Genomic DNA, 22,157 nt, shown 5'->3' with positions numbered 1-22,157 from the left:
CTCCCACAGATTTGAGTTTATCCCTGTGGGAGCCGGCTTGCCGGCGATGAAGGCGACGCCGGCTCAGCAGGCGTTACTTGTCAGCGTGATACTGCGCATCAGCGGTTTCAAAGCGCGACACCATGCTGTTCGACGGGCTGCCCAGCTTGCTCACCAGGAAGATGGCGATGCTGGCGAACAGGAAGCCCGGGATGATCTCGTACAGACCGGTATCCAGCTGCTTCCAGACGATCACGGTCAGCGCACCGACCACGATGCCCGCCAACGCACCATTACGGGTCATGCCTTTCCACAGCACCGAAAGCAGCACAACAGGGCCGAAGGCGGCACCGAAGCCGGCCCAGGCGTAGGCCACCAGGCCGAGCACACGGTTTTCGGGATTGGCGGCCATGGCGATGGCGATCAGCGCGACGGCCAGCACCATCAGGCGACCGACCCATACCAGCTCCTTCTGCGAGGCGTTCTTGCGCAGGAACGATTTGTAGAAGTCCTCGGTCAGCGCACTGGAGCATACCAGCAGCTGGCAGCTCAAGGTGCTCATCACCGCCGCCAGGATGGCCGACAGCAGCACGCCGGCGATCCACGGGTTGAACAGGATCTTGGCCAGCTCGATGAACACGCGCTCGTGGTTTTCGGTGACCGGACCGGCCAGGTCAGGATGCGCCGAGAAGTAGGCGATGCCGAAGAAGCCCACGGCGCAGGTGCCGGCCAGGCACAGGATCATCCAGGTCATGGAGATGCGACGGGCGTTGGCGATCGACTTGACCGAGTCGGCGGCCATGAAGCGCGCCAGGATATGCGGCTGGCCGAAGTAGCCCAGGCCCCAGCCCATCAGCGAGATGATACCGATGAAGGTGGCGCCCTTGAACATGTCGAAGTGCGCCGGGTTCACCGCCTCGATGGCAAGGAACGTGGTGTCGAAGCCGCCGGTGGAAATCAGCACGATGATCGGCGTGAGGATCAGCGCGAAGATCATCAGCGACGCCTGCACGGTGTCGGTCCAGCTCACTGCCAGGAAACCACCGATGAAGGTGTAGGCGATGGTTGCCGCGGCGCCAGCCCACAGCGCGGTCTCGTAAGACATGCCGAAGGTGCTTTCGAACAGGCGGGCACCGGCAACGATGCCAGAGGCACAGTAGATGGTGAAAAACACCAGGATCACGATCGCGGAGATGATCCGCAGCAGGCCGCTCTGGTCTTCGAAGCGACTGGAGAAGTAGTCTGGCAGCGTCAGGGCGTCACCGTTGTGCTCGGTCTGCACACGCAGACGGCCGGCGACGAACAGCCAGTTCAGGTAGGCGCCGACGGTCAGGCCGATGGCGATCCAGGCCTCGGAAAGGCCCGCGAAGTAGATGGCGCCCGGCAGCCCCATCAACAGCCAGCCGCTCATGTCCGATGCGCCGGCGGAAAGCGCGGTAACCACGCTGCCGAGACTACGGCCGCCGAGAATATAGTCGGAAAGGTTCTTGGTGGAGCGATAGGCGGCAAAGCCGATCAGCACCATTACCGCAATGTAGACCACGAAAGTGATCGTTAGTGGATTGCCCATGAGTTGTGCCCTGGCGTTGTTTTTATCTCTTGCGACCGCCGCGCACGACGGTTGCACCCAGGCGGCGCATCCTATGCAACAACATGAACGAGGTGCAACCATTTTTCATTTGCAAGTTGCACCCAACCATGTTTTTTCGGATAAAGCCCCTTTTTTGCTCCTTTTCGGAGCAAACACAGCGTTTTAAAGACGAAAAAGCAGCAAAAAAGACCGTTTTGACTGTAGGGAAACTGACTTCAGACGAGTTGCACCTTTACCGGGAAGATTTCGGGTTGCACCCGGTTGCACCCTGATTGTCCTACAGGCTAATCTTGCCTTCAGCTTAGGCCACATCCGTGACCAATAACGAGGATAAGAAATGGCGACGACCACCCTTGGGGTCAAACTCGACGACCCGACCCGTGAGCGACTCAAAGCAGCTGCGCAGTCCATCGACCGCACGCCGCACTGGTTGATCAAGCAAGCGATCTTCAACTATCTCGAGAAGCTCGAGGGTGGCGCCACCCTGAACGACCTCAACGGTCATGCCGCCGCTGGCGATGACGCCGGCGAAGTCGCCGCCGACCACGCCCACCAGTGCTTCCTGGAATTTGCCGAAAGCATCCTGCCGCAGTCGGTGCTGCGCTCGGCGATTACTGCCGCCTACCGTCGCCCCGAGCAGGAAGTGGTGCCGATGCTGCTGGAGCAGGCACGCCTGCCGGCCGCCCAGGCCGAAGCCACCAACAAGCTGGCCGCAAGCCTTGCCGACAAGCTGCGCAATCAGAAGAGCGCTGGTGGCCGCGCCGGTATCGTCCAGGGTCTGCTGCAGGAGTTCTCGCTGTCCTCGCAAGAGGGCGTGGCACTGATGTGCCTGGCCGAAGCCTTGCTGCGTATCCCCGACAAAGGCACCCGTGACGCGCTGATCCGCGACAAGATCAGCACCGGCAACTGGCAGCCGCACCTGGGCAACAGCCCATCGCTGTTCGTCAACGCCGCCACCTGGGGCCTGCTGCTGACCGGCAAGCTGGTCAGCACCCACAACGAATCGGGCCTGACCTCCTCGCTCACCCGCATCATCGGCAAGAGCGGCGAGCCGATGATCCGCAAGGGCGTCGACATGGCCATGCGCCTCATGGGCGAACAGTTCGTCACCGGCGAAACCATCGCCGAGGCCCTGGCCAACGCCAGCAAGTTCGAGTCCAAGGGCTTCCGCTACAGCTACGACATGCTTGGCGAAGCCGCGCTGACCGAGCACGACGCGCAGAAATACCTGGCCTCCTACGAGCAGGCGATCCACTCGATCGGCAAGGCCTCGCACGGCCGCGGCATCTATGAAGGCCCGGGCATCTCGATCAAGCTCTCGGCCCTGCACCCGCGTTACAGCCGCGCCCAGTACGAACGCGTGATGAGCGAGCTGTACCCGCGCCTGCTGTCGCTGACCCTGCTGGCCAAGCAATACGACATCGGCCTGAACATCGACGCCGAGGAGGCCGACCGCCTGGAGCTGTCGCTGGACCTGCTCGAGCGCCTGTGCTTCGAACCGTCGCTGGCCGGCTGGAACGGCATCGGCTTCGTTATCCAGGCCTACCAGAAGCGCTGCCCATACGTGATTGACTACGTCATCGACCTGGCCAAGCGCAGCCGCCACCGCCTGATGATCCGCTTGGTAAAAGGCGCCTACTGGGACAGCGAAATCAAGCGCGCCCAGGTCGAAGGCCTGGAAGGCTACCCGGTCTACACCCGCAAGGTGTACACCGACGTGTCCTACGTCGCCTGCGCCCGCAAGCTGCTGGCCGTGCCAGAAGCCATTTACCCGCAGTTCGCCACCCACAACGCCCACACCCTGTCGGCCATCTACACCATCGCCGGGCAGAACTACTACCCGGGCCAGTATGAGTTCCAGTGCCTGCACGGTATGGGTGAACCGCTGTATGAACAAGTTGTAGGCAAGATCTCCGAGGGCAAGCTGAACCGTCCGTGCCGTGTGTACGCCCCGGTCGGCACCCATGAAACCCTGCTGGCCTACCTGGTGCGCCGACTGCTGGAAAACGGCGCCAACACCTCGTTCGTCAACCGCATCGCCGACCACTCGATCTCCATCCAGGAGCTGGTCGCCGACCCGGTCGCCAGCATCGAGCGCATGGGCACCCAGGAAGGCAGTATCGGCCTGCCGCACCCGCGCATCCCGATGCCGCGTGAGCTGTACGGCAGCGAGCGGGCCAACTCGGCCGGCATCGACATGGCCAACGAACACCGCTTGGCGTCGCTGTCCTGCGCCCTGCTGGCCACCGCCCACAACGACTGGAAAGCCACCCCGCTGCTGGCCTGCGCCGCCAGCGAGCAGCCGGCAGCGCCGGTGCTCAACCCGGCCGACCACCGCGATGTCGTGGGTCACGTGCAGGAAGCAACCGTCGCCGACGTCGACAACGCCATCCAGTGCGCGCTGAACGCCGCGCCGATCTGGCAGGCCACTCCGCCGGCCGAACGCGCCGCGATCCTCGAACGCGCCGCCGACCTGATGGAAGCCGACATCCAGCCGCTGATGGGCCTGCTGGTGCGCGAAGCCGGCAAGACCTTCGCCAACGCCATCGCCGAAGTGCGCGAGGCCGTGGACTTCCTGCGTTACTACGCGGTGCAGGCACGCAACGACCTGCGCAACGACAGCTGCCGCCCACTGGGCCCGGTGGTGTGCATCAGCCCATGGAACTTCCCGCTGGCGATCTTCTCCGGCCAAGTGGCCGCAGCGCTGGCCGCCGGCAACCCGGTACTAGCCAAGCCGGCCGAACAGACCCCACTGGTCGCCGCCCAGGCCGTGCGCCTGCTGCTGGAAGCCGGCATCCCCGAAGGCGTGCTGCAACTGCTGCCAGGCCAAGGTGAAACCGTCGGTGCCGGCCTGGTCGGTGACGAGCGCGTCAAGGGCGTGATGTTCACCGGCTCCACCGAAGTCGCCCGCCTGCTGCAACGCAACATTGCCGGGCGCCTGGACAACCAGGGCCGTCCGATCCCGCTGATCGCCGAAACCGGCGGCCAGAACGCCATGATCGTCGACTCCTCGGCGCTGACCGAGCAGGTGGTGATCGATGTGGTTTCCTCGGCCTTCGACAGTGCCGGCCAGCGTTGCTCGGCCCTGCGCGTGCTGTGCCTGCAGGAAGACTCTGCCGACCGCGTGATCGAAATGCTCAAGGGCGCGATGGCCGAAAGCCGCCTGGGCAACCCCGAGCGCCTGTCCGTGGACATCGGCCCGGTGATCGACGCCGAAGCCAAGGCCGGCATCGAGAAGCACATCCAGGGCATGCGCGACAAAGGCCGCACCGTGTACCAGGTGGCTATCGCCGAGGGCGAAGAGATCAAGCGTGGCACCTTCGTGATGCCGACCCTGATCGAACTGGAAAGCTTCGACGAGCTCAAGCGCGAGATCTTCGGCCCGGTGCTGCACGTGGTGCGCTACAACCGCAAGGACCTGGACCAGCTGATCGAGCAGATCAACGCCTCCGGCTACGGCCTGACCCTGGGCGTGCACACCCGCATCGACGAGACCATCGCCAAGGTGGTGGACAACGTCAACGCCGGCAACATGTACGTCAACCGCAACATCGTCGGTGCCGTGGTCGGCGTGCAGCCGTTCGGCGGTGAAGGCCTGTCGGGCACCGGCCCGAAAGCTGGCGGCCCGCTGTACCTGTACCGCCTGCTGTCGACCCGCCCGGCCGACGCCATCGCCCGCCACTTCCAGGCCGACGATGCGCGTAGCCAGGCCGACACCACCCTGCGCGACCAGCAGCTCAAGCCGCTGACAACCCTCAAGACCTGGGCGGCCAGCAGCCAGATGAGCGACCTGGCCGCGCTGTGCGAGCAGTTCGCCGAGCAGTCGCAGAGCGGCATCACCCGCGTGCTGCCAGGCCCGACCGGCGAGCGCAACACCTACAGCGTGCTGCCACGCGAACACGTGCTGTGCCTGGCCGACAACGAGGCCGACCTGCTGGCCCAGCTGGCAGCGGTACTGGCCGTGGGTAGCTCGGCGGTGTTCCAGGATGGCGAACCGGCCAAGACCGTGCGCGCTCGTCTGCCGAAGGAGCTGCAAGCGAAGATCAAGCTGGTGGCCGACTGGAGCAAGGACGAGGTGGCCTTCGACGCGGTCATCCACCACGGTCACTCCGACCAGCTGCGCGGCGTCTGCGAGCAGGTGGCCAAGCGTGCCGGCGCGATCGTCGGCGTGCATGGGCTGTCGAGCGGCGATCACCAGATCGCCCTGGAGCGCCTGGTGATCGAGCGAGCGGTGAGCGTGAACACCGCGGCAGCGGGTGGTAACGCCAGCCTGATGACCATCGGCTGACACAGATCGAACAAAAAAGGAGAGCTTCGGCTCTCCTTTTTTGTGGGCGCTTGGCCTAATCGTCATAGTGGTAACGGCACTGCAGGATGGTCAGGGTTCCCGCCTCGTAGAAGTAGACCAATCGGTGTTCGCGAGTGATACGGCGAGACCAGAAACCTGACAAGTCGCCTTTGAGCGGTTCTGGCTTGCCGGTGCCTTTGAAAGGGCTGCGCAGGCACTCACAGATCATCGTGTTGATGCGCTGGAAGATAGCGACATCACTGTTTCGCCAGTAACCGTAGTCTTCCCACCCCTCAGCAGTGAAGGCCACGCTTGTGGTGCTTCGCGCCTCAGTCTTGTTTCGTTGCTTGGCTTTCACATTCATCGAGTGCCAGTTCCTGGGTAACGGCCTTACCAGCCCGGAGCTGAGCAATGGAAGCGCGAAGACGCTTGGCGTTCGCGGACGACTCCAGCAGGTACATGGTCTCGCGCATGCCGTTGTAGTCCTCGAGCGAAATCATCACGACCGGCTCGCCACGCTGACGAGTGATGACTGCCGGCTCATGGTCCCGGCATACGTCGTCCATTGTCTGCTTCAGGTCGGCGCGTGCCTGGCTGAACGTCAGTACATGCATTTTTCCTTCCTTTCCAGGTACAGCCTGGATCAGTTCTCGAGAGTCAACAGGCCTAAATGACAGGTCGGCGCTGTGCGACCTGCCTGCCAAACATTGTACAAACTTGCGTACAACTCGCAAGGTCGAGCCCTGAAACTATTTGGAGAACTGATTGCCGCTGGGAAAGGTGGATATGGAACCGGAATTCCCGCAGCGGCAAAACAGCGTTAAGTCCTGCTGCCATGTAGGAGCTGTCCCAAACCGGCGCTTGACGCGATATCAAGACAGCCCCACTCCTGCGGCAGTACTCAAATGCGTGGGAGCGGCGGTGCGCCGATGCGACTTGCCCCGCGATGCCCTTTTGGGTCGTCAACACCCCATGCCCAGTTCGGCATCGTCCATCAGCGCCTTGGCCAGGGCGCTCAGGTAATACTAGGCCCAGAGCAGTTGGAGCTTTTCCTCCATGATCCCGGTGATAGTCAGGTTGCCCAAGGTGACCTGGGCGATGGCCACTTCTGCCCCCATATCACCCACGCCAATTAACCTGTCCCCTGCCCCACCACCCCGCCTAGACTCGCTGCACCCCGAATCAGGAATGCCGCCATGTCCGAGCAACTCCTCAGCAGCCGCAACCTCGCCTTCGAACTCTACGAAGTCCTCGACGCCGAGGCCCTGACCCAGCGTCCGCGCTTCGCCGAGCACAGCCGCGAGACCTTCGACGCGGCGCTGACCACCGCCCGTACCATTGCCGAGAAGTACTTCGCCCCGCACAACCGCAAAGGCGATGAAAACGAGCCCCGCTATGTGGACGGCCGCGCCGAGCTGATCCCGGAAGTAAAACCGGCCGTGGACGCCTTCCTCGAAGCCGGCTTCCTCAACGCCAACCGCGACTTCGAAGTCGGCGGCATGCAGTTGCCAAGCCTGGTATCACAGGCCTGCTTTGCCCACTTCCAGGCCGCCAACGCTGGCACCACGGCCTACCCGTTCCTGACCATGGGCGCGGCCAACCTGATCGAGAGTTTCGGCACTGAGGAGCAAAAGCGCCTGTTCCTGCAGCCGATGATCGAGGGCCGCTACTTCGGCACCATGGCCCTGACCGAGCCCCATGCCGGATCGTCACTGGCCGATATCCGCACCCGCGCCGAACCCGCAGGTGACGGCAGCTACCGGCTCAGAGGCAACAAGATCTTCATCTCCGGCGGCGACCACGAGTTGTCCGAGAACATCGTGCACATGGTCCTGGCCAAGCTGCCGGACGCGCCAGCCGGGGTGAAGGGCATCTCGCTGTTCATCGTGCCCAAGTACCTGGTCAACCCCGACGGCAGCCTGGGTCCGCGCAACGATGTGCTGCTGGCCGGGCTGTTCCACAAGATGGGCTGGCGCGGCACCACTTCTACCGCGCTCAACTTCGGCGACAACGGCCAGTGCGTCGGTTACCTGGTCGGCCAGCCGCATCAGGGCCTGGCCTGCATGTTCCAGATGATGAACGAGGCACGTATCGGCGTCGGCATGGGCGCGGTGATGCTCGGCTACGCCGGCTACCTGTATTCACTGGAGTACGCCCGCCAACGCCCACAGGGCCGCCTGCCGGACAACAAGGATCCGCACAGCGCTGCCGTGCCGATCATCGAGCACAGCGACGTCAAGCGCATGCTGCTGGCACAGAAGGCCTACGTGGAGGGTGCTTTCGACCTGGGCCTGTACGCGGCCCGGCTGTTCGATGACACCCACACGGCGGCGGATGAAAACACCCGCCAGCAAGCCCAGGAGTTGCTCGACTTGCTCACCCCGATCGTCAAGTCCTGGCCTTCGGCGTTCTGCCTGAAGGCCAACGAGCTGGCAATCCAGATCCTGGGCGGCCACGGCTATACCCGCGAGTACCCGGTGGAACAGTACTACCGCGACAACCGCCTCAACCCGATCCACGAAGGTACCGAAGGCATCCAGTCCCTCGATCTGCTCGGGCGCAAGCTGGCACAGAACAGCGGCGCCGGGCTCAAGCAGCTGATCCGCCTGATCGCCGGCACCTGCGAGCGCGCCAGCCATCATCCGAACCTGGACAACCTGCGCCAGCCATTGGAACAGCTGGTCAATCGCCTGCAAGCGGTCACCCTCGTCCTGCTCGGTGACCTGGCCCAAGGCAAGGTCGCTGGGGCCCTGGCCAACTCAGCGCTGTACCTCAAGGCCTTCGGCCACTGCGTGATCGGCTGGCGCTGGCTGGAGCAGGCCATTCATGCCGAAGTCGGCCTGCTCAAGGGTAGCGACTGCGACTTCTATCAGGGCAAGGTCCAGGCCGCGCGTTATTTCCTCACCTGGGAAGTGCCGGGCTGCCATAATGACCTCGCTTTGCTCGAGGCCCGCGACGACACGTGCCTGGGCATGCAAGAGGGGTGGTTCTAGGGGGAGCCACCGCGCACACGGAGGTTTCCCATGTTCGACTCCAGCACCCTGCTGCGCCAGCGCTTTGCCGCGCTGCGCAGCACGGCCGAACTGTTCTCGCTTCGCCATGTGAAGCAATCGCACCAGTCATTGTCGGTGCGGCGCAACGTCGCCGAGCCGCCCTTCTTCAGCCAGGACGAAGGCGCCATGCTCACCGTGCGGGTCAACGGCGTCGAGGCCTACGCGGCCACCGCCGACCTGTCCCAGGCAGGCCTGCAACGCGCGCTGGAACAGGCCGAGGCACTCGCCCGGCGGATCAAGGCCAGCAGCCTGCTCGACCTGAGCGGCCAGGCCGCCCCGAGCGGGCGTCACGATCATGTCTCGCCCAATTTCGAACAATCCCTGCCCAACCTTGCCGACTGCCTGGAACTGCTCGCCGCCGAGTCCGCCAGCGTACCCAAGGACGAGCGTCTGGTGGACTGGCAGGCGAGCCTGGGCTTCAGTGTGGTCGAGCAGACCTACCTGAACTCCGTCGGCGCCGAGCTGCGTCACGCCCAGCGCTTCATCTACCCAGGCCTGGGCGTCACCGCCAGCGACGGCCAGGACAGCCAGAGCCGCAGCCTGGGCCGGGAGAACTTCGGCCAGCAAGGCGGCTTCGAAGTGGTCGAGCGCTGCGGCCTGGTCGGCGCGGCCCGCCGGGTGGCCGACCAGGCGCTGCAACTGCTGCTGGCGCCGAACACCCCGGCCGGTCAGCGCGATCTGTTGCTGATGCCCGACCAGATGATGCTGCAGATCCACGAATCCATCGGCCACCCGCTGGAGCTGGACCGCATTCTCGGCGATGAGCGCAACTACGCAGGCACCAGCTTCGTCAAAACCAGCGACTTCGGCCACCTGCACTATGGATCGAAGCTGCTCAACGTGACTTTCGACCCGACCATAGGCGAAGAACTGGCGAGCTACAGTTTCGACGACGACGGCACCCCGGCCAGCAAGCAGTTCCTTATCCGCGATGGCTTGCTGGTGCGCCCGCTGGGCGGCGCCCTGTCGCAACAGCGTTCGGGCCTGGACGGCGTGGCCAACAGCCGCGCCTGCAGCTGGAACCGCGCGCCGATAGACCGCATGGCCAACCTCAACATCGAGCCGGGCGACCAGACGCTGGCGCAACTGATCGCAGGCATCGAGCACGGCATCCTGATGCGCACCAACCGCTCCTGGTCCATCGATGATGCGCGCAACAAGTTCCAGTTCGGTTGTGAGTGGGGCCAACTGATCGAGAACGGCGAACTCAAGGGCGTGGTGAAGAACCCGAACTATCGCGGCATCTCCGCCGACTTCTGGCGCAACCTCTCGGCGGTCGGAGACCGCAGCACCTTCCAGGTACTCGGCACGCCCAACTGCGGCAAAGGCGAGCCCAACCAGGTGGTGCGGGTCGGCCATGCCTCGCCGGCCTGCGTGTTCCGCCAGATCGACGTATTCGGAGGGGACGTCTGATGAGCACCGTCTACCAGCAACGTTTCGAAAGCTTGCTCGATAGCCTGAACGCCGCCTTGCAGCCCGGCGAGCAGTTCACCCTGGGCTACAGCGCCGAGCACTCGCAGTTCGTGCGCTTCAACCACGCCAAGGTGCGCCAGGCCGGGCTGGTCAGCCAGGCCAGCGTGCAGTTGCGGCTGGTCCGCGAAGGACGCCAGGCCGAGCAACAGATCACCCTGGGCGACGATCCAGAACTGGACCGCCAGCGCCTGCACGATGCCCTCGCGCAATTGCGCCAGACCCTGCCGCTGCTGGCTGTAGATCCCTACCTGAACCTCGACGACAGCACCTGGCACAGCCATAGCCTGCAGGAGCAGCCACTGCCCGAGCTGGACGAAGTGCTGGCCTTGATCGAGCGTGGAGCCGGCGATCTGGACCTGGTCGGCATCTATGCCGCCGGCCCCATCTGCCGCGGCTTCGCCAGCTCGTTCGGCGCCTTTGGCTGGCACCAGGCCAACAGTTTCAACGTTGACTGGAGCCTGTTCCACGCCAACGGCCAGGCCGTCAAAGCCAACTACGCAGGGCAGGCCTGGCGCGGCGAAACCTTTGCCGCACGCCTGCGTCAGGCTCGCGAACAGCTGGCGCACCTGGGGCGCCCGGCCGTCACCCTCAAGCCCGGCAGCTACCGCGCCTACCTGGCACCAGCGGCGATGGACGAGATCGCCGGCATGCTGTGCTGGGGAGGCTTCTCGGCACAAGCCCTGGCCACTGGCAACAGCCCGTTGCAGCGCCTGTACAACGGCGACGCGCAGTTGAGCCCACTGGTGAGTTTCAGCGAACAGGTCAGCGGCTCGCTGAGTCCGGCCTTCTCCGACGAGGGCTCGCCGCGCCGCGACCTGCTGCTGATCGGTGAAGGGCGGGCGCTGGAGCGACTGGTGAGTGCGCGCAGCGCCGTCGAATTCAGCCAGCAGGCCAATGGCGCCGACAGCTACGAGTCGCCCTGCGCGCTGAGCCTGGCGCCAGGCAACCTGCCCGGCGAGCAGATTCTCGAACGTCTGGGCACCGGCCTTTACATCAGCAACCTCTGGTACCTGAACTACTCGGACCTGTCGGCGGCACGCATGACCGGGCTGACGCGCTTCGCCACTTTCTGGGTGGAGAACGGGCAGATCCAGGGCCCGGTGAGCACCATGCGCTTCGACGACAGCCTGTACAACCTGCTGGGCAGCCAACTGGAGGACCTGACCCAGGAGCGCGAGATGATCCTGTCGACCAGCACCTACGGGCAGCGCAGCACCGGGTCGAGTCATCTGCCCGGGGCGTTGGTCAAAGGCCTGACCCTGACATTGTGATCGACAGGACTGGGCTCATCGCTGGCAAGCCAGTTCCCACAGTGGCCGGCATGCACTGCCCCTGTGGGAGCCGGCTTGCCGGCGATGAGGCCCGCGCCGGCAACACAGGACATTGAGGTAACCCATGCCCGACCGTGCCCCGCTGGACCCCGTCACCGCCCGCTGGATCCCCTGGGTGGTGGCCATCGCCTTCTTCATGCAATCGCTCGACGGCACCATCCTCAACACCGCGCTGCCGGCCATGGCCCGCTCGCTTGCCGAGGACCCGCTGCGCATGCAGGGGGTGATCATCGCCTACATGCTCACCGTGGCCTTGCTGATCCCGGCCTCAGGCTGGATTGCCGACCGTTTCGGCACCAAGCGCATCTTCTTCAGCGCCATCCTGCTGTTCAGCTTCGGCTCGCTGTTGTGCGCCATGGCCAACAGCCTCGGTTTCCTGATCTTCGCCCGGGTGGTGCAAGGCCTGGGCGGCGCACTGATGCTGCCCGTGGGAAGGCTGGTGGTGTTGCGCGCCTACCCGCGCAGCGAACTGGTGCGGATCATGAGTTTCATCACCATCCCCGGCCTGCTCGGGCCACTGCTTGGCCCGACCGTGGGCGGCTGGCTGGTGGAAATCCTCAGCTGGCACTGGATCTTCCTGCTCAACCTGCCAGTGGGCGCCGTGGGTTGCTATGCGGTGTGGAGGTTCATCCCCGACCTGCGCGGCGCCGAGCGCACCACCTTCGACGGGCCGGGCTTCCTGCTGTTCGGCGCGGCGATGGTGCTGATCACCATCGCCATGGAAGGCCTGGGCGAACTGCACCTGCCGCACCTGCGGGTGATGCTGTTGCTGTTCGCCGGCATGGCCTGCCTGGCCGCCTACTGGCTGCGCGCCGGACGCGACCCGGAGCCACTGTTCTCGCCGTCACTGTTCCGCGTGCGCACTTTCGCTATCGGCATCCTCGGCAACCTGTTCGCCCGCCTGGGCAGCGGCGCCCTGCCCTTCCTGGTGCCGTTGCTGCTGCAAGTGGCGCTGGGTTATTCACCGGCACAGGCCGGGATGAGCATGATTCCGCTGGCGGCGGCGGCGATGCTCGCCAAGTCGGTGGCCCGGCCGCTGATCGAGCGCCTCGGCTACCGCATCGTGCTCACCGGCAACACCCTGCTGCTGGGCCTGCTGCTGGCCAGCCTGGGGCTGGTCGACGAACAGACGCCGTATGCGCTGCTGCTGGCGCAGCTGGCGATGCTGGGCGCGGTGAACTCAATGCAGTTCACGGCGATGAACACCGTGACCCTGATCGACCTCGACGACGCCAGCGCCAGCAGCGGCAACAGCCTGCTGTCGGTGGTCGCGCAGCTGTCACTGAGCCTGGGCGTGGCCTGCGCCGGCGCGCTGCTCGGTGGATTCACCGCGGCCGGCAGCGCCGAAGGCGTGGAAAGCACCCTGGGGGCGTTCCAGCTGACCTTCGTCACCATCGGCGTGATGGCCATGCTGGCGGCGGCGATCTTCCTGCAACTGGCGCCGACAGACGGAAGGCGCGCCCGTCGTCCGGAAGAGCACGTGGAGTCGTAGGGCGAATGGCTTCGAGGCTGGTAGACTGTGCGACATTTTTCGCTTCGCACCGCAGGCCCGCCTCGTGACCGTTGAAACCACCGCCTTTGCCACCCTCCCGCTGTCCGCCGCCATGCTGGCCAACCTGGACGCCCTGGGCTATGCCTCGATGACCCCGATCCAGGCCCAGAGCCTGCCGGTGATCCTCAAGGGCCAGGACCTGATCGCCCAGGCCAAGACCGGCAGCGGCAAGACCGCCGCCTTCGGCATCGGCCTGCTCAACCCGATCAACCCGCGCTACTTCGGCTGCCAGGCCCTGGTGCTGTGCCCAACCCGCGAGCTGGCCGACCAGGTGGCCAAGGAACTGCGCCGCCTGGCCCGCGCCGAGGACAACATCAAGATCCTCACCCTGTGCGGCGGCGTTTCGCTCGGCCCGCAGATCGCCTCGCTGGAGCACGGCGCGCACATCATCGTCGGCACGCCGGGGCGCATCCAGCAGCACCTGGACAAGGGCACACTGGTCCTCGACGGGCTCAACACCCTGGTGCTCGACGAAGCCGACCGCATGCTCGACATGGGCTTCTTCGACGCCATCGCCAGCATCATCGGCAAGACCCCGTCACGCCGTCAGACCCTGCTGTTCTCGGCCACCTACCCGGCCGGCATCGAGCAATTGGCCAAGGCCTTCATGCGCCAGCCGCAGCAGGTCAAGGTCGAGGCGCTGCACAGCGACAACCAGATCGAACAGCGCTTCATCGAGATCGACGCTCAGCAGCGCCTGGACGCCGTGACCCGTGTACTCGGCCACTACCGTCCACAGTCCTGCGTGGCGTTCTGCTTCACCAAGCAGCAGTGCGAGGACGTGGTCGCCCACCTCACCGCCAAGGGCATCGTTGCCCAGGCCCTGCACGGCGACCTGGAGCAGCGCGACCGTGACCAGGTGCTGACGATGTTCGCCAACCGCAGCAGCTCGGTGCTGGTGGCCACCGACGTCGCCGCCCGCGGCCTGGACATCGATGGCCTGGACATGGTCATCAACGTCGAACTGGCGCGTGATGCCGAGATCCACGTGCACCGCGTTGGCCGTACCGGTCGCGCCGGCGAGAAAGGCGTGGCGGTCAGCCTGGTGGCACCGGCCGAAGGCCATCGCGCCCAGGCCATCGAAGACTTGCAGAAGCAGCCGCTGCGCTGGGAACAGCTGGACAGCCTCAAAAGCAAAGGCGGCGAGCCGCTGCTGCCACCGATGACCACCCTGTGCATCGCCGCCGGGCGCAAGGACAAGCTGCGCCCGGGCGATATCCTCGGCGCGCTGACCGGCGACGCCGGGCTGCCGGGCAAGCAGGTGGGCAAAATTGCCATTTTCGACTTCGTCGCCTTCGTCGCCGTGGAGCGGGCGGTGGCCAAGCAGGCCATGCAGCGGTTGAACAGCGGCAAGATCAAGGGTCGCGCGCTGAAAGTCCGTATCGTCTGAAGTCTTTTTGGGGCTGCTGTGCAGCCCCAGCTATTGAATAGGTAACACTGTGTACTCCACCGACGTGATCATCCTCGGCGCCGGCGCCGCCGGCCTGATGTGCGCCCTGCTCAGCGCCCAGCGCGGGCGCCGGGTGCTGGTGCTCGACCACGCCAACAAACCGGGCAAGAAGATCCTCATGTCCGGCGGCGGGCGCTGCAACTTCACCAACATGTACACCGAGCCGGCCAACTTCCTCTCGCACAACCCGCACTTCTGCAAGTCGGCATTGGCCCGCTACACCCAGTGGGACTTCATCGAGCTGGTGTGCAAGCACGGCGTGCCGTACCACGAGAAGAAACTCGGCCAGCTGTTCTGCGACAACAAGTCCAGCGACATCCTCGACATGCTCCTGGCCGAGTGCGACCAGGCCGGCGCCGAGCTGCGCATGAACACCAGCATCGACAAGATCGAAAGGACCGAGGCCGGCTACAGCCTGCAGACCAGCGCCGGCCCATTCGCCTGCCAGTCGCTGGTAATCGCCACCGGTGGCCTGTCGATCCCGACGCTCGGCGCCAGCGGTCTCGGCTATCAGGTCGCCCGCCAGTTCGGCCACGAACTGCTGCCGACCCGAGCCGGCCTGGTACCGTTCACCATCACCGAGCCCCAGCTCAAGGCACTGTGTACCGAGCTGTCCGGCACCTCGCTGGACTGCATCGCCAGCTGCAATGGCACCAGCTTTCGCGAGAACCTGCTGTTTACCCACCGTGGCCTGAGCGGGCCGGCGATCCTGCAGATCTCATCGTTCTGGGAAGCCGGCGACACCGTCGAAATCAACCTGCTACCTGATCGCGACGCCTTGGAATGGCTGCAAGGCCAACAAGCCGAGCGTCCCAATAGCGAGCTGAAGACCGTGCTGGGCGAGGTGTTCACTCGCAAGCTGGCCAACTTGCTGGCCGAGCAGTGGTTCGAGTCCAAGCCACTGAAGCAATACACCCCTGCGCAGCTGGCGCAGGTCGCCGAAAAATTGGCGGCCTGGCAAGTAGTGCCGGCGGGGACCGAAGGCTATCGCACCGCGGAAGTGACCTTGGGCGGCGTGGATACCCGCGAAGTGTCTTCGAAAACCATGGAATCGCTGAAAAGCCCGGGGCTGTACTTCATCGGCGAAGTGCTGGATGTCAGCGGGCACCTGGGCGGTTTCAACTTCCAGTGGGCCTGGGCCTCGGCCAACGCGGCGGCGCAGTTCGTGTAGAGTAGAATCCATTCAGCAGCACGGAACGCTTCTTGCTGGTTTGTGCTGTGAAGGGTGCGAAACCATCGCGGGGCAAGCCCGCTCTCACGTCAGAACGGTGGGAGCGGGCTTGCCCTGCGATGAGGCCCCAGAGATTCTTTTTCGAATACTGCCCAGCAGGCCATCATGTCATCGAGCTCGTTCCGCCATTCATTGCGTCGCCTGTGGGGCCAAGACAAGTTCAGCTACGCCATCCGCGTGACCATCGCCCTGACCGGCAGCATGGCCTGGTGCTGGTACCAGAACGAGATGAGCCTGCTCATCCCGCTGTTCCTCGGCATCATCGCCAGCGCCCTGGCCGAGACCGACGATGGCTGGCAGGGCCGGCTCAGCGCCCTGCTGGTGACACTGGGCTGTTTCGCCATCGCCGCGCTGTCGGTCGAGCTGTTGTTCCCCTACCCCTGGATCTTTGCAATCGCCCTGGCCCTGGCGGCGTTCTCCCTGACCATGCTCGGGGCCCTGGGCGAACGCTATGGGGCAATCGCCTCGGCCACGCTGATCCTGTCGGTCTACACCATGATCGGTGTCGACCAGCGCGGCGGAGAGGTCAGCGATTTCTGGCACGAGCCGTTGCTGCTGGTGACGGGTGCGGCCTGGTACGGACTGCTGTCGGTGTTGTGGCAGGCGCTGTTTTCCAACCAGCCGGTGCAACAGAGCCTGGCCAGGCTGTTCTACGAGCTGGGCAGCTACCTCAAGCTCAAGGCCAGCCTGTTCGAGCCCGTCCGCACCCTCGATGTCGAGGCCACGCGCCTGGAACTCGCCAAGCAGAATGGCAAGGTTGTGGCCGCGCTCAACGCCGCCAAGGAGATCATCCTGCACCGGGTCGGCAACAGCCAGCCCAACTCCAAGGTCAGCCGCTACCTCAAGCTGTATTTCCTGGCCCAGGACATCCATGAGCGGGTCAGCGCCTCGCACTATCCGTACAACGGCCTGACCGAGGCGTTCTTCCACAGCGACGTGATGTTCCGCTGCCAGCGCCTGCTGCGCAAGCAGGGCTCGTCCTGCCAGGAGCTGGCGCGCTCGATCCGCCTGCGCCAGCCGTTCGTGCTTGCCAGCGGCTACCCCGAGGCGCTTGAAGACCTCAACGCCTCGCTGGAGCACCTGCGCATCCAGAACAACCCGGCCTGGCGCAGCCTGCTTCGCTCGTTGCGGGCGCTAGCCGCCAACCTGGCCACGCTGGACCGCCTGCTCAGCGCCGCCAGCAACCCGGACAGCCTGGCCGATGCCAGCGACAGCAGCCTGCTCGACCGCTCGCCACGTAACTTCAAGGATGTGTGGAAACGCCTGCGCACCCAGCTGACTCCCACCTCGTTGCTGTTCCGCCACGCCCTGCGCCTGTCGCTGGCATTGTCAGTGGGCTACGGCATGGTTCACCTGATCCACCCGACCCAGGGCTATTGGATCATCCTCACCACGTTGTTCGTCTGCCAGCCCAACTATGGCGCGACCCGGCGCAAACTGGTGCAACGGATCATCGGCACCGCCATCGGCCTGACCGTGGGCTGGGCGCTGTTCGACCTGTTCCCCAACCCGATCGTCCAATCGCTGTTCGCGGTGGTCGCAGGGGTGGTGTTCTTCGTCAACCGCACCACCCGCTACACCCTGGCCACGGCGGCGATCACCCTGATGGTGCTGTTCTGCTTCAACCAGATCGGCGATGGCTACGGGCTGTTCCTGCCACGCCTGTTCGATACCCTGGTCGGCAGCCTGATTGCCATCCTCGCGGTGTTCCTGTTCCTGCCCGACTGGCAGGGACGGCGGTTGAACAAGGTGCTGGCCAACACCCTCGCCTGCGCCAGCGAATACCTGCGCCAGATCATGCAGCAATACGCCCATGGCAAGCGTGACGACCTGGCCTACCGCCTGGCCCGGCGCAATGCGCACAATGCCGACGCGGCACTGTCGACCACCCTGGCCAACATGCTCATGGAGCCGGGGCATTTCCGTAAGGAGGCCGACGTCGGCTTCCGCTTCCTGGTGTTGTCACATACCTTGCTGAGCTACCTCTCGGGGCTGGGCGCTCACCGCGATACAGCGCTGCCGGCCGAAGTCCACGAGCAGTTGATCGATGGCGCCGGGCGGAGCCTGGCCAGCAGCCTGGACGAGATCGCCAATGGCCTGGCGGCACGCTTGCCGGTGGCGATCCACAGCGACGCCGAGGAGGCGCTGGCCAACGCGCTGGAACAGATGCCCGAGGAGCTGGACGAGCATCAGCGCCTGGTGCAGACGCAATTGGCGCTGATCTGCCGGCAGTTGGGGCCGTTGCGGACCTTGGCCGGGCATCTGATCAAGGAAGGTCAACCCGCCTGAACGCCCGCTCCCACACCAGGAGCGGGCTCAGAAACCATGCTGGCGCATCAGGCGGGCGTAACTGCCGTCGGCCTTCATGGTGGCGATGGCTTTTTCGAAACGCGCCACGATTTTCTTGTGCTCCGGGTGCTTGAGGCTTACCAGGATATGCAGGCTGTTCTCCCCCAGCGGCGGGTCGACGAAGGTCACACCCTCGCGCACCTGCTGCGGCTCGCGCTGCAGGTTGTAGCGCGCCACATACTCATCCTCCACCGCCAGGTTCACCCGCCCGGCCGCCAGCATGCGCACCGCCGATGAAAAGTTGCGCACCAGCACTTTGTTCAGGCGTTCGTCGCTATCGAATTCAGGGGAATAGGCGTAGTCGCGCACCACAGCGATGGTGTAAGGGTACAGGTCAGCCTGGCGGGCATAGGCAAAAGCCTCGCCTTCACGCTTGAGCAGGCGGATACGGTTGACCAGGTAGGTCGCGGAGAACTGGCCGATCAGGGTGCGCTCCTGGTTGTACCAGGCATTGATCAACACATCGTAGCGCCCCTCGCCCACCCCCATCAGCGCCCTGGCCCAGGGCACCTCCTCGAACTCGGTGGCGTAGCCGGCACGGGTCAGCGCCGTGGTGACGATGCTGGTGGCCAGGCCGCCACCGGGCATGCTGGTGTCGGTAAAAGGCGGCCAGCTGTCGGCCACCAGCCGCAGCTTGCCATGGGCCAGGGCAGGCCCCGCACACAACAGCCCGAGTAAACCAAGAACGCAAAGCAGTGGCCGCATGCTCAAGTCCTTTCGCAATTGGTAACCCACGCGGAAACGGCGATCTTAACTACTACTGCACTGGCAGCCTACACAAGGCTGATCGTTGTGGCACGCGACAATACTGTCAAATTGCCTCTATTTTGGCCGGTCTGTGGACAATTTCATCATTCAGCCGCGCAGGCGTTCGAAGACCCACTGGGCAATCTGCGCATCCTGAACCGCGACACCGGTCAGGTCGGCGAGGGTGACCTCGTGCTGATCCTGACGCCCCGCTTCCTGACCAGCCAGCACCGCGCCCAGCTCCAGCAAGCGGGAAGGTTCGAGCGACCCCGCCTTGAGCGCGTGGGAAACCTCGCCATAGGCTCCGCACTGGGCCTGCGAGTCGACGATGATTCGCGACATCGAGGCGACCAGCGCCGCATCCAGCTCTTGCTTGCCGACACAGTCCGCGCCGACCGCCGTGATATGGGTTCCGGGACGAACCCACTCGCGCCTGAGCAACGGCTCACGCGACGGCGTGGTGGTGACGATCAGGTTGGCCGCCTGCGCGACAGCCTGCGGCTGCTGGACCGTCTGCACTCTGAAGCCCAACGCCCGGGCATGCTCACGGTAGTCCGACAAGCCTTGCTCACTGCGCCCCCAGACCACCACCTGGCGACAGCCCGTCAACGCCATCAGGCATTCAAGTTGCAGACGGGCCTGCAGTCCGGTGCCAAGCACGCCGATGGCCTCCACCTCGCGAGGCGCCAGCAGGCGGGCGACAATGCGCCCGGCCAGGGCGGTGCGCACGGCAGTCAGCCATCCCTGGTCGGCCAGCCAGGCCAGCGGTTCACCGGTACGGGCCGACAACACCAACATCAAGCCGTCATTGCTGGGCAGGCCCTTGCCCGGATTGTCGTAGAAACCACTGGAGACCTTAACCACGAAGGTTTCGCCGCCTTCGAGATAAGCCGACTTGATGCAGCAATCGCCATTGGCCTGGCGGAACTGGAAGTTCTGCACCGGCGGAGCCTGCACCTGACCCGCACTGTAGGCCCTGAAACCGTCCACCAGCCGCCGCTCGATCGCGTCGAGGTCGAGGCAGGCCTTGATCGCCTGCAGGTCGTGGATCTTCATGCGAGGGCCTCCAGGTATTTCTCCAGCTGGATGTTGCGTCCACACAATACCACCGCCACTTTCTTGCCCCGGTATTGCCCGGCCAGCTGCTTCATGCCGGCCAGCGCGACGGCGGCGGCGCCTTCGATGATCCAGTGCTCGCAGGCGGCAGCGTCGCGCATGGCTTGCCTGATCTCGTCCTCGCTGACCAGCACGGTTCGCGTCAGCAGGCGCTGGCAGAGGGGCAAGGTGACCGTGTCCGCTTCCACGCCGCCGGCAGTGCCGTCGGACAGGGTGGGTAACTCGACCATCTCGATGACCTGGCCTTGTTCGATGGAGCGTTGCAAGGTCGGCGCATTGGCCGGCCAGCAGCCGATGATTTCCACCCATGGCGCCAGCTTGTACAGTGCGGTGGCGATCCCGGACACCATCCCGCCGCCGCCCACGGCGACGAACACCGCATCCAGGTCCGGCGCCTGCTCGAACAGTTCCATGCCGATGGTCCCCTGCCCGGCGATGACCTCCAGGTCGTTGTAGGGCGAGACGAACGGCTTGTGCTGGCGCAACGCCTCCTCGCGGGCCAGTTGCTCCGCCCCCAGCGAATCGACCTCCAGAATCTGTACCTGCGCCCTCAGCAGACGCATCGCCTCGATCTTGGCAGGCGAGGCCTCAGCGCTGATATACACTGTCACCGGCACGTTCAGCAGCTGACCGGCCAGGGCAAGCCCTTGCCCATGATTGCCCGAGGAAGCAGCGATAACCCCCCTGCTCCGTTGCGCCTTATCCAGCAGGCGCAGCTTGTTGCTGGCACCGCGGAACTTGAACGATCCGGTCAGCTGGAGGTGTTCGCACTTGAGATGGACGTCGCAGCCAGTCATGGCCGAGAGCGCCAGGCTGCGCGCCAGTGGGGTCACCGGTACCAGCGGGCGCAGGGCCTGATGAGCCTGGAGAATGGATTGGTACAGCTGCTCGAGCGCCAGATCGTCGATAGGCATGGGGCGGAATCTCTTCGGAAAACGACAGGCAGGCGCCGACGCACAGTGGAATAAAAATCCACCGTAGAATATTTTTCCACCAAGTGCAAGCCTGGAAACTATGCTTCCCGCGCGAGTTTCACATACTTGTAGACCGTCGCCCTGCCCATGCCGAGGATATTGGCCACGTAGTCGTACGTACTGCCGCCGCGGAAGGCGCCTTCTCCGTGCAGGGCCTCGACCAACTCGCGTTTCTGCTCCCGACTGAGCCCGTCGAGGCTCAAGCCATGCTGCCTGAGCCAGGCATGCAGGAAGGTGTTGATGCGCTCCTGCCAGTCATCACGGAACAGCACATCTGGCTGAGGCAGCAAGCGGCTGGCCTGGAAGAACAGGTCAAGTGCCTGCTTGGCCTGCTCCAGCACCGAGATGTTGAAGTTGATGCACAGCAGCGCCTCGGGTGCCCCGGCCTCATCGACCATGACACTGCTGATCGAACGCACTTTCTGACCGTTCCAGTTGAGTTTCTCGTAGGGCCCCAGCGGCGTCGTGGCGCCGAGCTCGCCCGGCAGGTCCTCCAGCGCCGAGTCGTCGCCCAACTGCCGCCTGGAAATATTGTTGGCGATATGCACGACTGTCTGGTTGCGTAGATCGTGGACCACCACTTCGGCATGGGGGAACAACAGGGTCGCGACACCATCGGCCATGGCGGCGTAATTGCTGAAACGAGCGTCGATGGCCTTGGAAGACATACGGAACATCCTGAAAGAAAGGTGTGGCGTAGTGAGAGGGGTGAAGCTCAGGGATACCCCAGCACATCGCGAATCTGGCGCAGGTGCTGGATGATCCACTGCTTGTCGATCGCTCCCCAGTCACGGATACGGTAGTGCCCGGCATGGTTGCGCGCACCGAGCTGCTGCTCGAACTCACAGACGATGTCCAGGTCGGCCAGGGCGGCGATGGTGTCCTGGGCGGTACGCCGGGGCATGCCGGTGGCTTCCATCAACGCCGGCACATTGGTGGCGGTCTGGCTGTCGATCAGCCAGGCCACGTAAAGGCGACGGTAGAAGCTGCTGCGGGTCTTGCTCACTTCCGTGGTCATGGGGT

Annotated in this window: 16 protein-coding genes and 1 pseudogene; 8 read left to right on the top strand and 9 right to left on the bottom strand. The window is 64.7% G+C overall.

Annotated elements, in window-relative coordinates; all coding sequences use genetic code 11:
- Positions 1 to 73: 73 nt before the first annotated feature.
- Positions 74 to 1,549 (bottom strand): sodium/proline symporter PutP, encoded by a 1,476-nt coding sequence (putP, locus tag KHO27_RS24515; protein ID WP_110702054.1) that lies wholly within the window; start codon positions 1,547 to 1,549, stop codon positions 74 to 76.
- A 358-nt stretch (positions 1,550 to 1,907) separates the two neighbouring features.
- Between putP and putA the strand changes: the two genes are divergently transcribed.
- Entirely contained in the window at positions 1,908 to 5,858 is a 3,951-nt protein-coding gene (putA, locus tag KHO27_RS24510) for a trifunctional transcriptional regulator/proline dehydrogenase/L-glutamate gamma-semialdehyde dehydrogenase (RefSeq protein ID WP_110702056.1), read from the top strand.
- A gap of 55 nt (positions 5,859 to 5,913) precedes the next feature.
- Here putA and KHO27_RS24505 read toward each other — a convergent pair whose 3' ends face one another.
- From KHO27_RS24505 to KHO27_RS26650, 3 genes and pseudogenes are all read right to left on the bottom strand, one after another.
- A complete protein-coding gene (locus KHO27_RS24505; protein WP_031315114.1) occupies positions 5,914 to 6,222 on the bottom strand; it encodes a Txe/YoeB family addiction module toxin in 309 nt (102 codons plus the stop codon).
- The gene (locus KHO27_RS24500; protein ID WP_023630627.1) at positions 6,188 to 6,472 is read right to left on the bottom strand and encodes a type II toxin-antitoxin system Phd/YefM family antitoxin; all 285 of its coding nucleotides are present in this window, start codon (positions 6,470 to 6,472) and stop codon (positions 6,188 to 6,190) included. Before KHO27_RS24500 ends, KHO27_RS24505 begins: the two co-directional genes overlap by 35 nt.
- Positions 6,473 to 6,820: 348 nt before the next feature.
- Positions 6,821 to 6,937, bottom strand: a pseudogene (locus KHO27_RS26650) (DUF3077 domain-containing protein); the annotation flags it as partial.
- A 117-nt stretch (positions 6,938 to 7,054) separates the two neighbouring features.
- Here KHO27_RS26650 and KHO27_RS24495 point away from each other — a divergent pair.
- The 7 genes from KHO27_RS24495 (at position 7,055) to yccS (ending at position 18,237) form a co-directional block, all read left to right on the top strand.
- Positions 7,055 to 8,851, top strand: a complete 1,797-nt coding sequence (locus KHO27_RS24495; RefSeq protein ID WP_110702059.1) for an acyl-CoA dehydrogenase — start codon at positions 7,055 to 7,057, stop codon at positions 8,849 to 8,851.
- A 30-nt stretch (positions 8,852 to 8,881) separates the two neighbouring features.
- Positions 8,882 to 10,324 carry a TldD/PmbA family protein gene (locus tag KHO27_RS24490; protein WP_214500910.1) on the top strand — a complete coding sequence of 481 codons (1,443 nt, stop codon included), beginning with the start codon at positions 8,882 to 8,884 and terminating at the stop codon, positions 10,322 to 10,324.
- Entirely contained in the window at positions 10,324 to 11,655 is a 1,332-nt protein-coding gene (locus tag KHO27_RS24485; RefSeq protein WP_214500909.1) for a TldD/PmbA family protein, read from the top strand. Before KHO27_RS24490 ends, KHO27_RS24485 begins: the two co-directional genes overlap by 1 nt.
- A gap of 124 nt (positions 11,656 to 11,779) precedes the next feature.
- Positions 11,780 to 13,207: a multidrug transporter subunit MdtD gene (mdtD, locus tag KHO27_RS24480; RefSeq protein ID WP_023632381.1), complete on the top strand. Its 1,428-nt coding sequence runs from the start codon at positions 11,780 to 11,782 to the stop codon at positions 13,205 to 13,207.
- 112 nt (positions 13,208 to 13,319) lie between these two features.
- The gene (gene dbpA, locus KHO27_RS24475) at positions 13,320 to 14,657 is read left to right on the top strand and encodes an ATP-dependent RNA helicase DbpA (protein WP_250888476.1); all 1,338 of its coding nucleotides are present in this window, start codon (positions 13,320 to 13,322) and stop codon (positions 14,655 to 14,657) included.
- Between the two features lie 49 nt (positions 14,658 to 14,706).
- Entirely contained in the window at positions 14,707 to 15,888 is a 1,182-nt protein-coding gene (locus KHO27_RS24470; protein ID WP_214500908.1) for a BaiN/RdsA family NAD(P)/FAD-dependent oxidoreductase, read from the top strand.
- 165 nt (positions 15,889 to 16,053) lie between these two features.
- Positions 16,054 to 18,237, top strand: coding sequence for a YccS family putative transporter (yccS, locus tag KHO27_RS24465; protein WP_110702069.1), 2,184 nt, complete (start codon positions 16,054 to 16,056; stop codon positions 18,235 to 18,237).
- A 27-nt stretch (positions 18,238 to 18,264) separates the two neighbouring features.
- Here the strand turns inward: yccS and KHO27_RS24460 are convergent, their stop codons facing one another.
- From KHO27_RS24460 to KHO27_RS24440, 5 genes are all read right to left on the bottom strand, one after another.
- Positions 18,265 to 19,002, bottom strand: a complete 738-nt coding sequence (locus KHO27_RS24460; protein ID WP_110702071.1) for a substrate-binding periplasmic protein — start codon at positions 19,000 to 19,002, stop codon at positions 18,265 to 18,267.
- A 150-nt stretch (positions 19,003 to 19,152) separates the two neighbouring features.
- Positions 19,153 to 20,100 (bottom strand): ornithine cyclodeaminase family protein, encoded by a 948-nt coding sequence (locus KHO27_RS24455; protein WP_214500907.1) that lies wholly within the window; start codon positions 20,098 to 20,100, stop codon positions 19,153 to 19,155.
- Complete coding sequence (locus KHO27_RS24450; RefSeq protein WP_214500906.1) at positions 20,097 to 21,074, bottom strand: threonine/serine dehydratase; 978 nt, start codon at positions 21,072 to 21,074, stop codon at positions 20,097 to 20,099. Before KHO27_RS24450 ends, KHO27_RS24455 begins: the two co-directional genes overlap by 4 nt.
- Positions 21,075 to 21,172: 98 nt before the next feature.
- Positions 21,173 to 21,802, bottom strand: coding sequence for a helix-turn-helix transcriptional regulator (locus KHO27_RS24445; protein ID WP_110702077.1), 630 nt, complete (start codon positions 21,800 to 21,802; stop codon positions 21,173 to 21,175).
- A 47-nt stretch (positions 21,803 to 21,849) separates the two neighbouring features.
- Entirely contained in the window at positions 21,850 to 22,152 is a 303-nt protein-coding gene (locus KHO27_RS24440; RefSeq protein WP_110702079.1) for a winged helix-turn-helix domain-containing protein, read from the bottom strand.
- Between the last annotated feature and the right edge of the window lie 5 nt (positions 22,153 to 22,157).

It is taken from the genome of Pseudomonas sp. RC3H12 (assembly GCF_018596375.1).
Taxonomy (GTDB): domain Bacteria; phylum Pseudomonadota; class Gammaproteobacteria; order Pseudomonadales; family Pseudomonadaceae; genus Aquipseudomonas.
Note: the sequence above shows the minus strand (reverse complement) of the source record. Positions and strands in the feature narration are given on the sequence as shown.

Bases quoted from the DNA above. Each gene is read 5' to 3' on its own strand.
- mdtD (WP_023632381.1), top strand. From the start codon at position 11,780: ATGCCCGACCGTGCCCCGCTGGACCCCGTCACCGCCCGCTGGATCCCC.
- KHO27_RS24450 (WP_214500906.1), bottom strand. From the start codon at position 21,074: ATGCCTATCGACGATCTGGCGCTCGAGCAGCTGTACCAATCCATTCTC.
- yccS (WP_110702069.1), top strand. From the start codon at position 16,054: ATGTCATCGAGCTCGTTCCGCCATTCATTGCGTCGCCTGTGGGGCCAA.
- KHO27_RS24490 (WP_214500910.1), top strand. From the start codon at position 8,882: ATGTTCGACTCCAGCACCCTGCTGCGCCAGCGCTTTGCCGCGCTGCGC.
- KHO27_RS24500 (WP_023630627.1), bottom strand. From the start codon at position 6,472: ATGCATGTACTGACGTTCAGCCAGGCACGCGCCGACCTGAAGCAGACA.
- KHO27_RS24460 (WP_110702071.1), bottom strand. From the start codon at position 19,002: ATGCGGCCACTGCTTTGCGTTCTTGGTTTACTCGGGCTGTTGTGTGCG.
- dbpA (WP_250888476.1), top strand. From the start codon at position 13,320: ATGCTGGCCAACCTGGACGCCCTGGGCTATGCCTCGATGACCCCGATC.
- KHO27_RS24440 (WP_110702079.1), bottom strand. From the start codon at position 22,152: ATGACCACGGAAGTGAGCAAGACCCGCAGCAGCTTCTACCGTCGCCTT.
- KHO27_RS24485 (WP_214500909.1), top strand. From the start codon at position 10,324: ATGAGCACCGTCTACCAGCAACGTTTCGAAAGCTTGCTCGATAGCCTG.
- KHO27_RS24495 (WP_110702059.1), top strand. From the start codon at position 7,055: ATGTCCGAGCAACTCCTCAGCAGCCGCAACCTCGCCTTCGAACTCTAC.
- putA (WP_110702056.1), top strand. From the start codon at position 1,908: ATGGCGACGACCACCCTTGGGGTCAAACTCGACGACCCGACCCGTGAG.
- KHO27_RS24455 (WP_214500907.1), bottom strand. From the start codon at position 20,100: ATGAAGATCCACGACCTGCAGGCGATCAAGGCCTGCCTCGACCTCGAC.
- KHO27_RS24445 (WP_110702077.1), bottom strand. From the start codon at position 21,802: ATGTCTTCCAAGGCCATCGACGCTCGTTTCAGCAATTACGCCGCCATG.
- putP (WP_110702054.1), bottom strand. From the start codon at position 1,549: ATGGGCAATCCACTAACGATCACTTTCGTGGTCTACATTGCGGTAATG.
- KHO27_RS24505 (WP_031315114.1), bottom strand. From the start codon at position 6,222: ATGAATGTGAAAGCCAAGCAACGAAACAAGACTGAGGCGCGAAGCACC.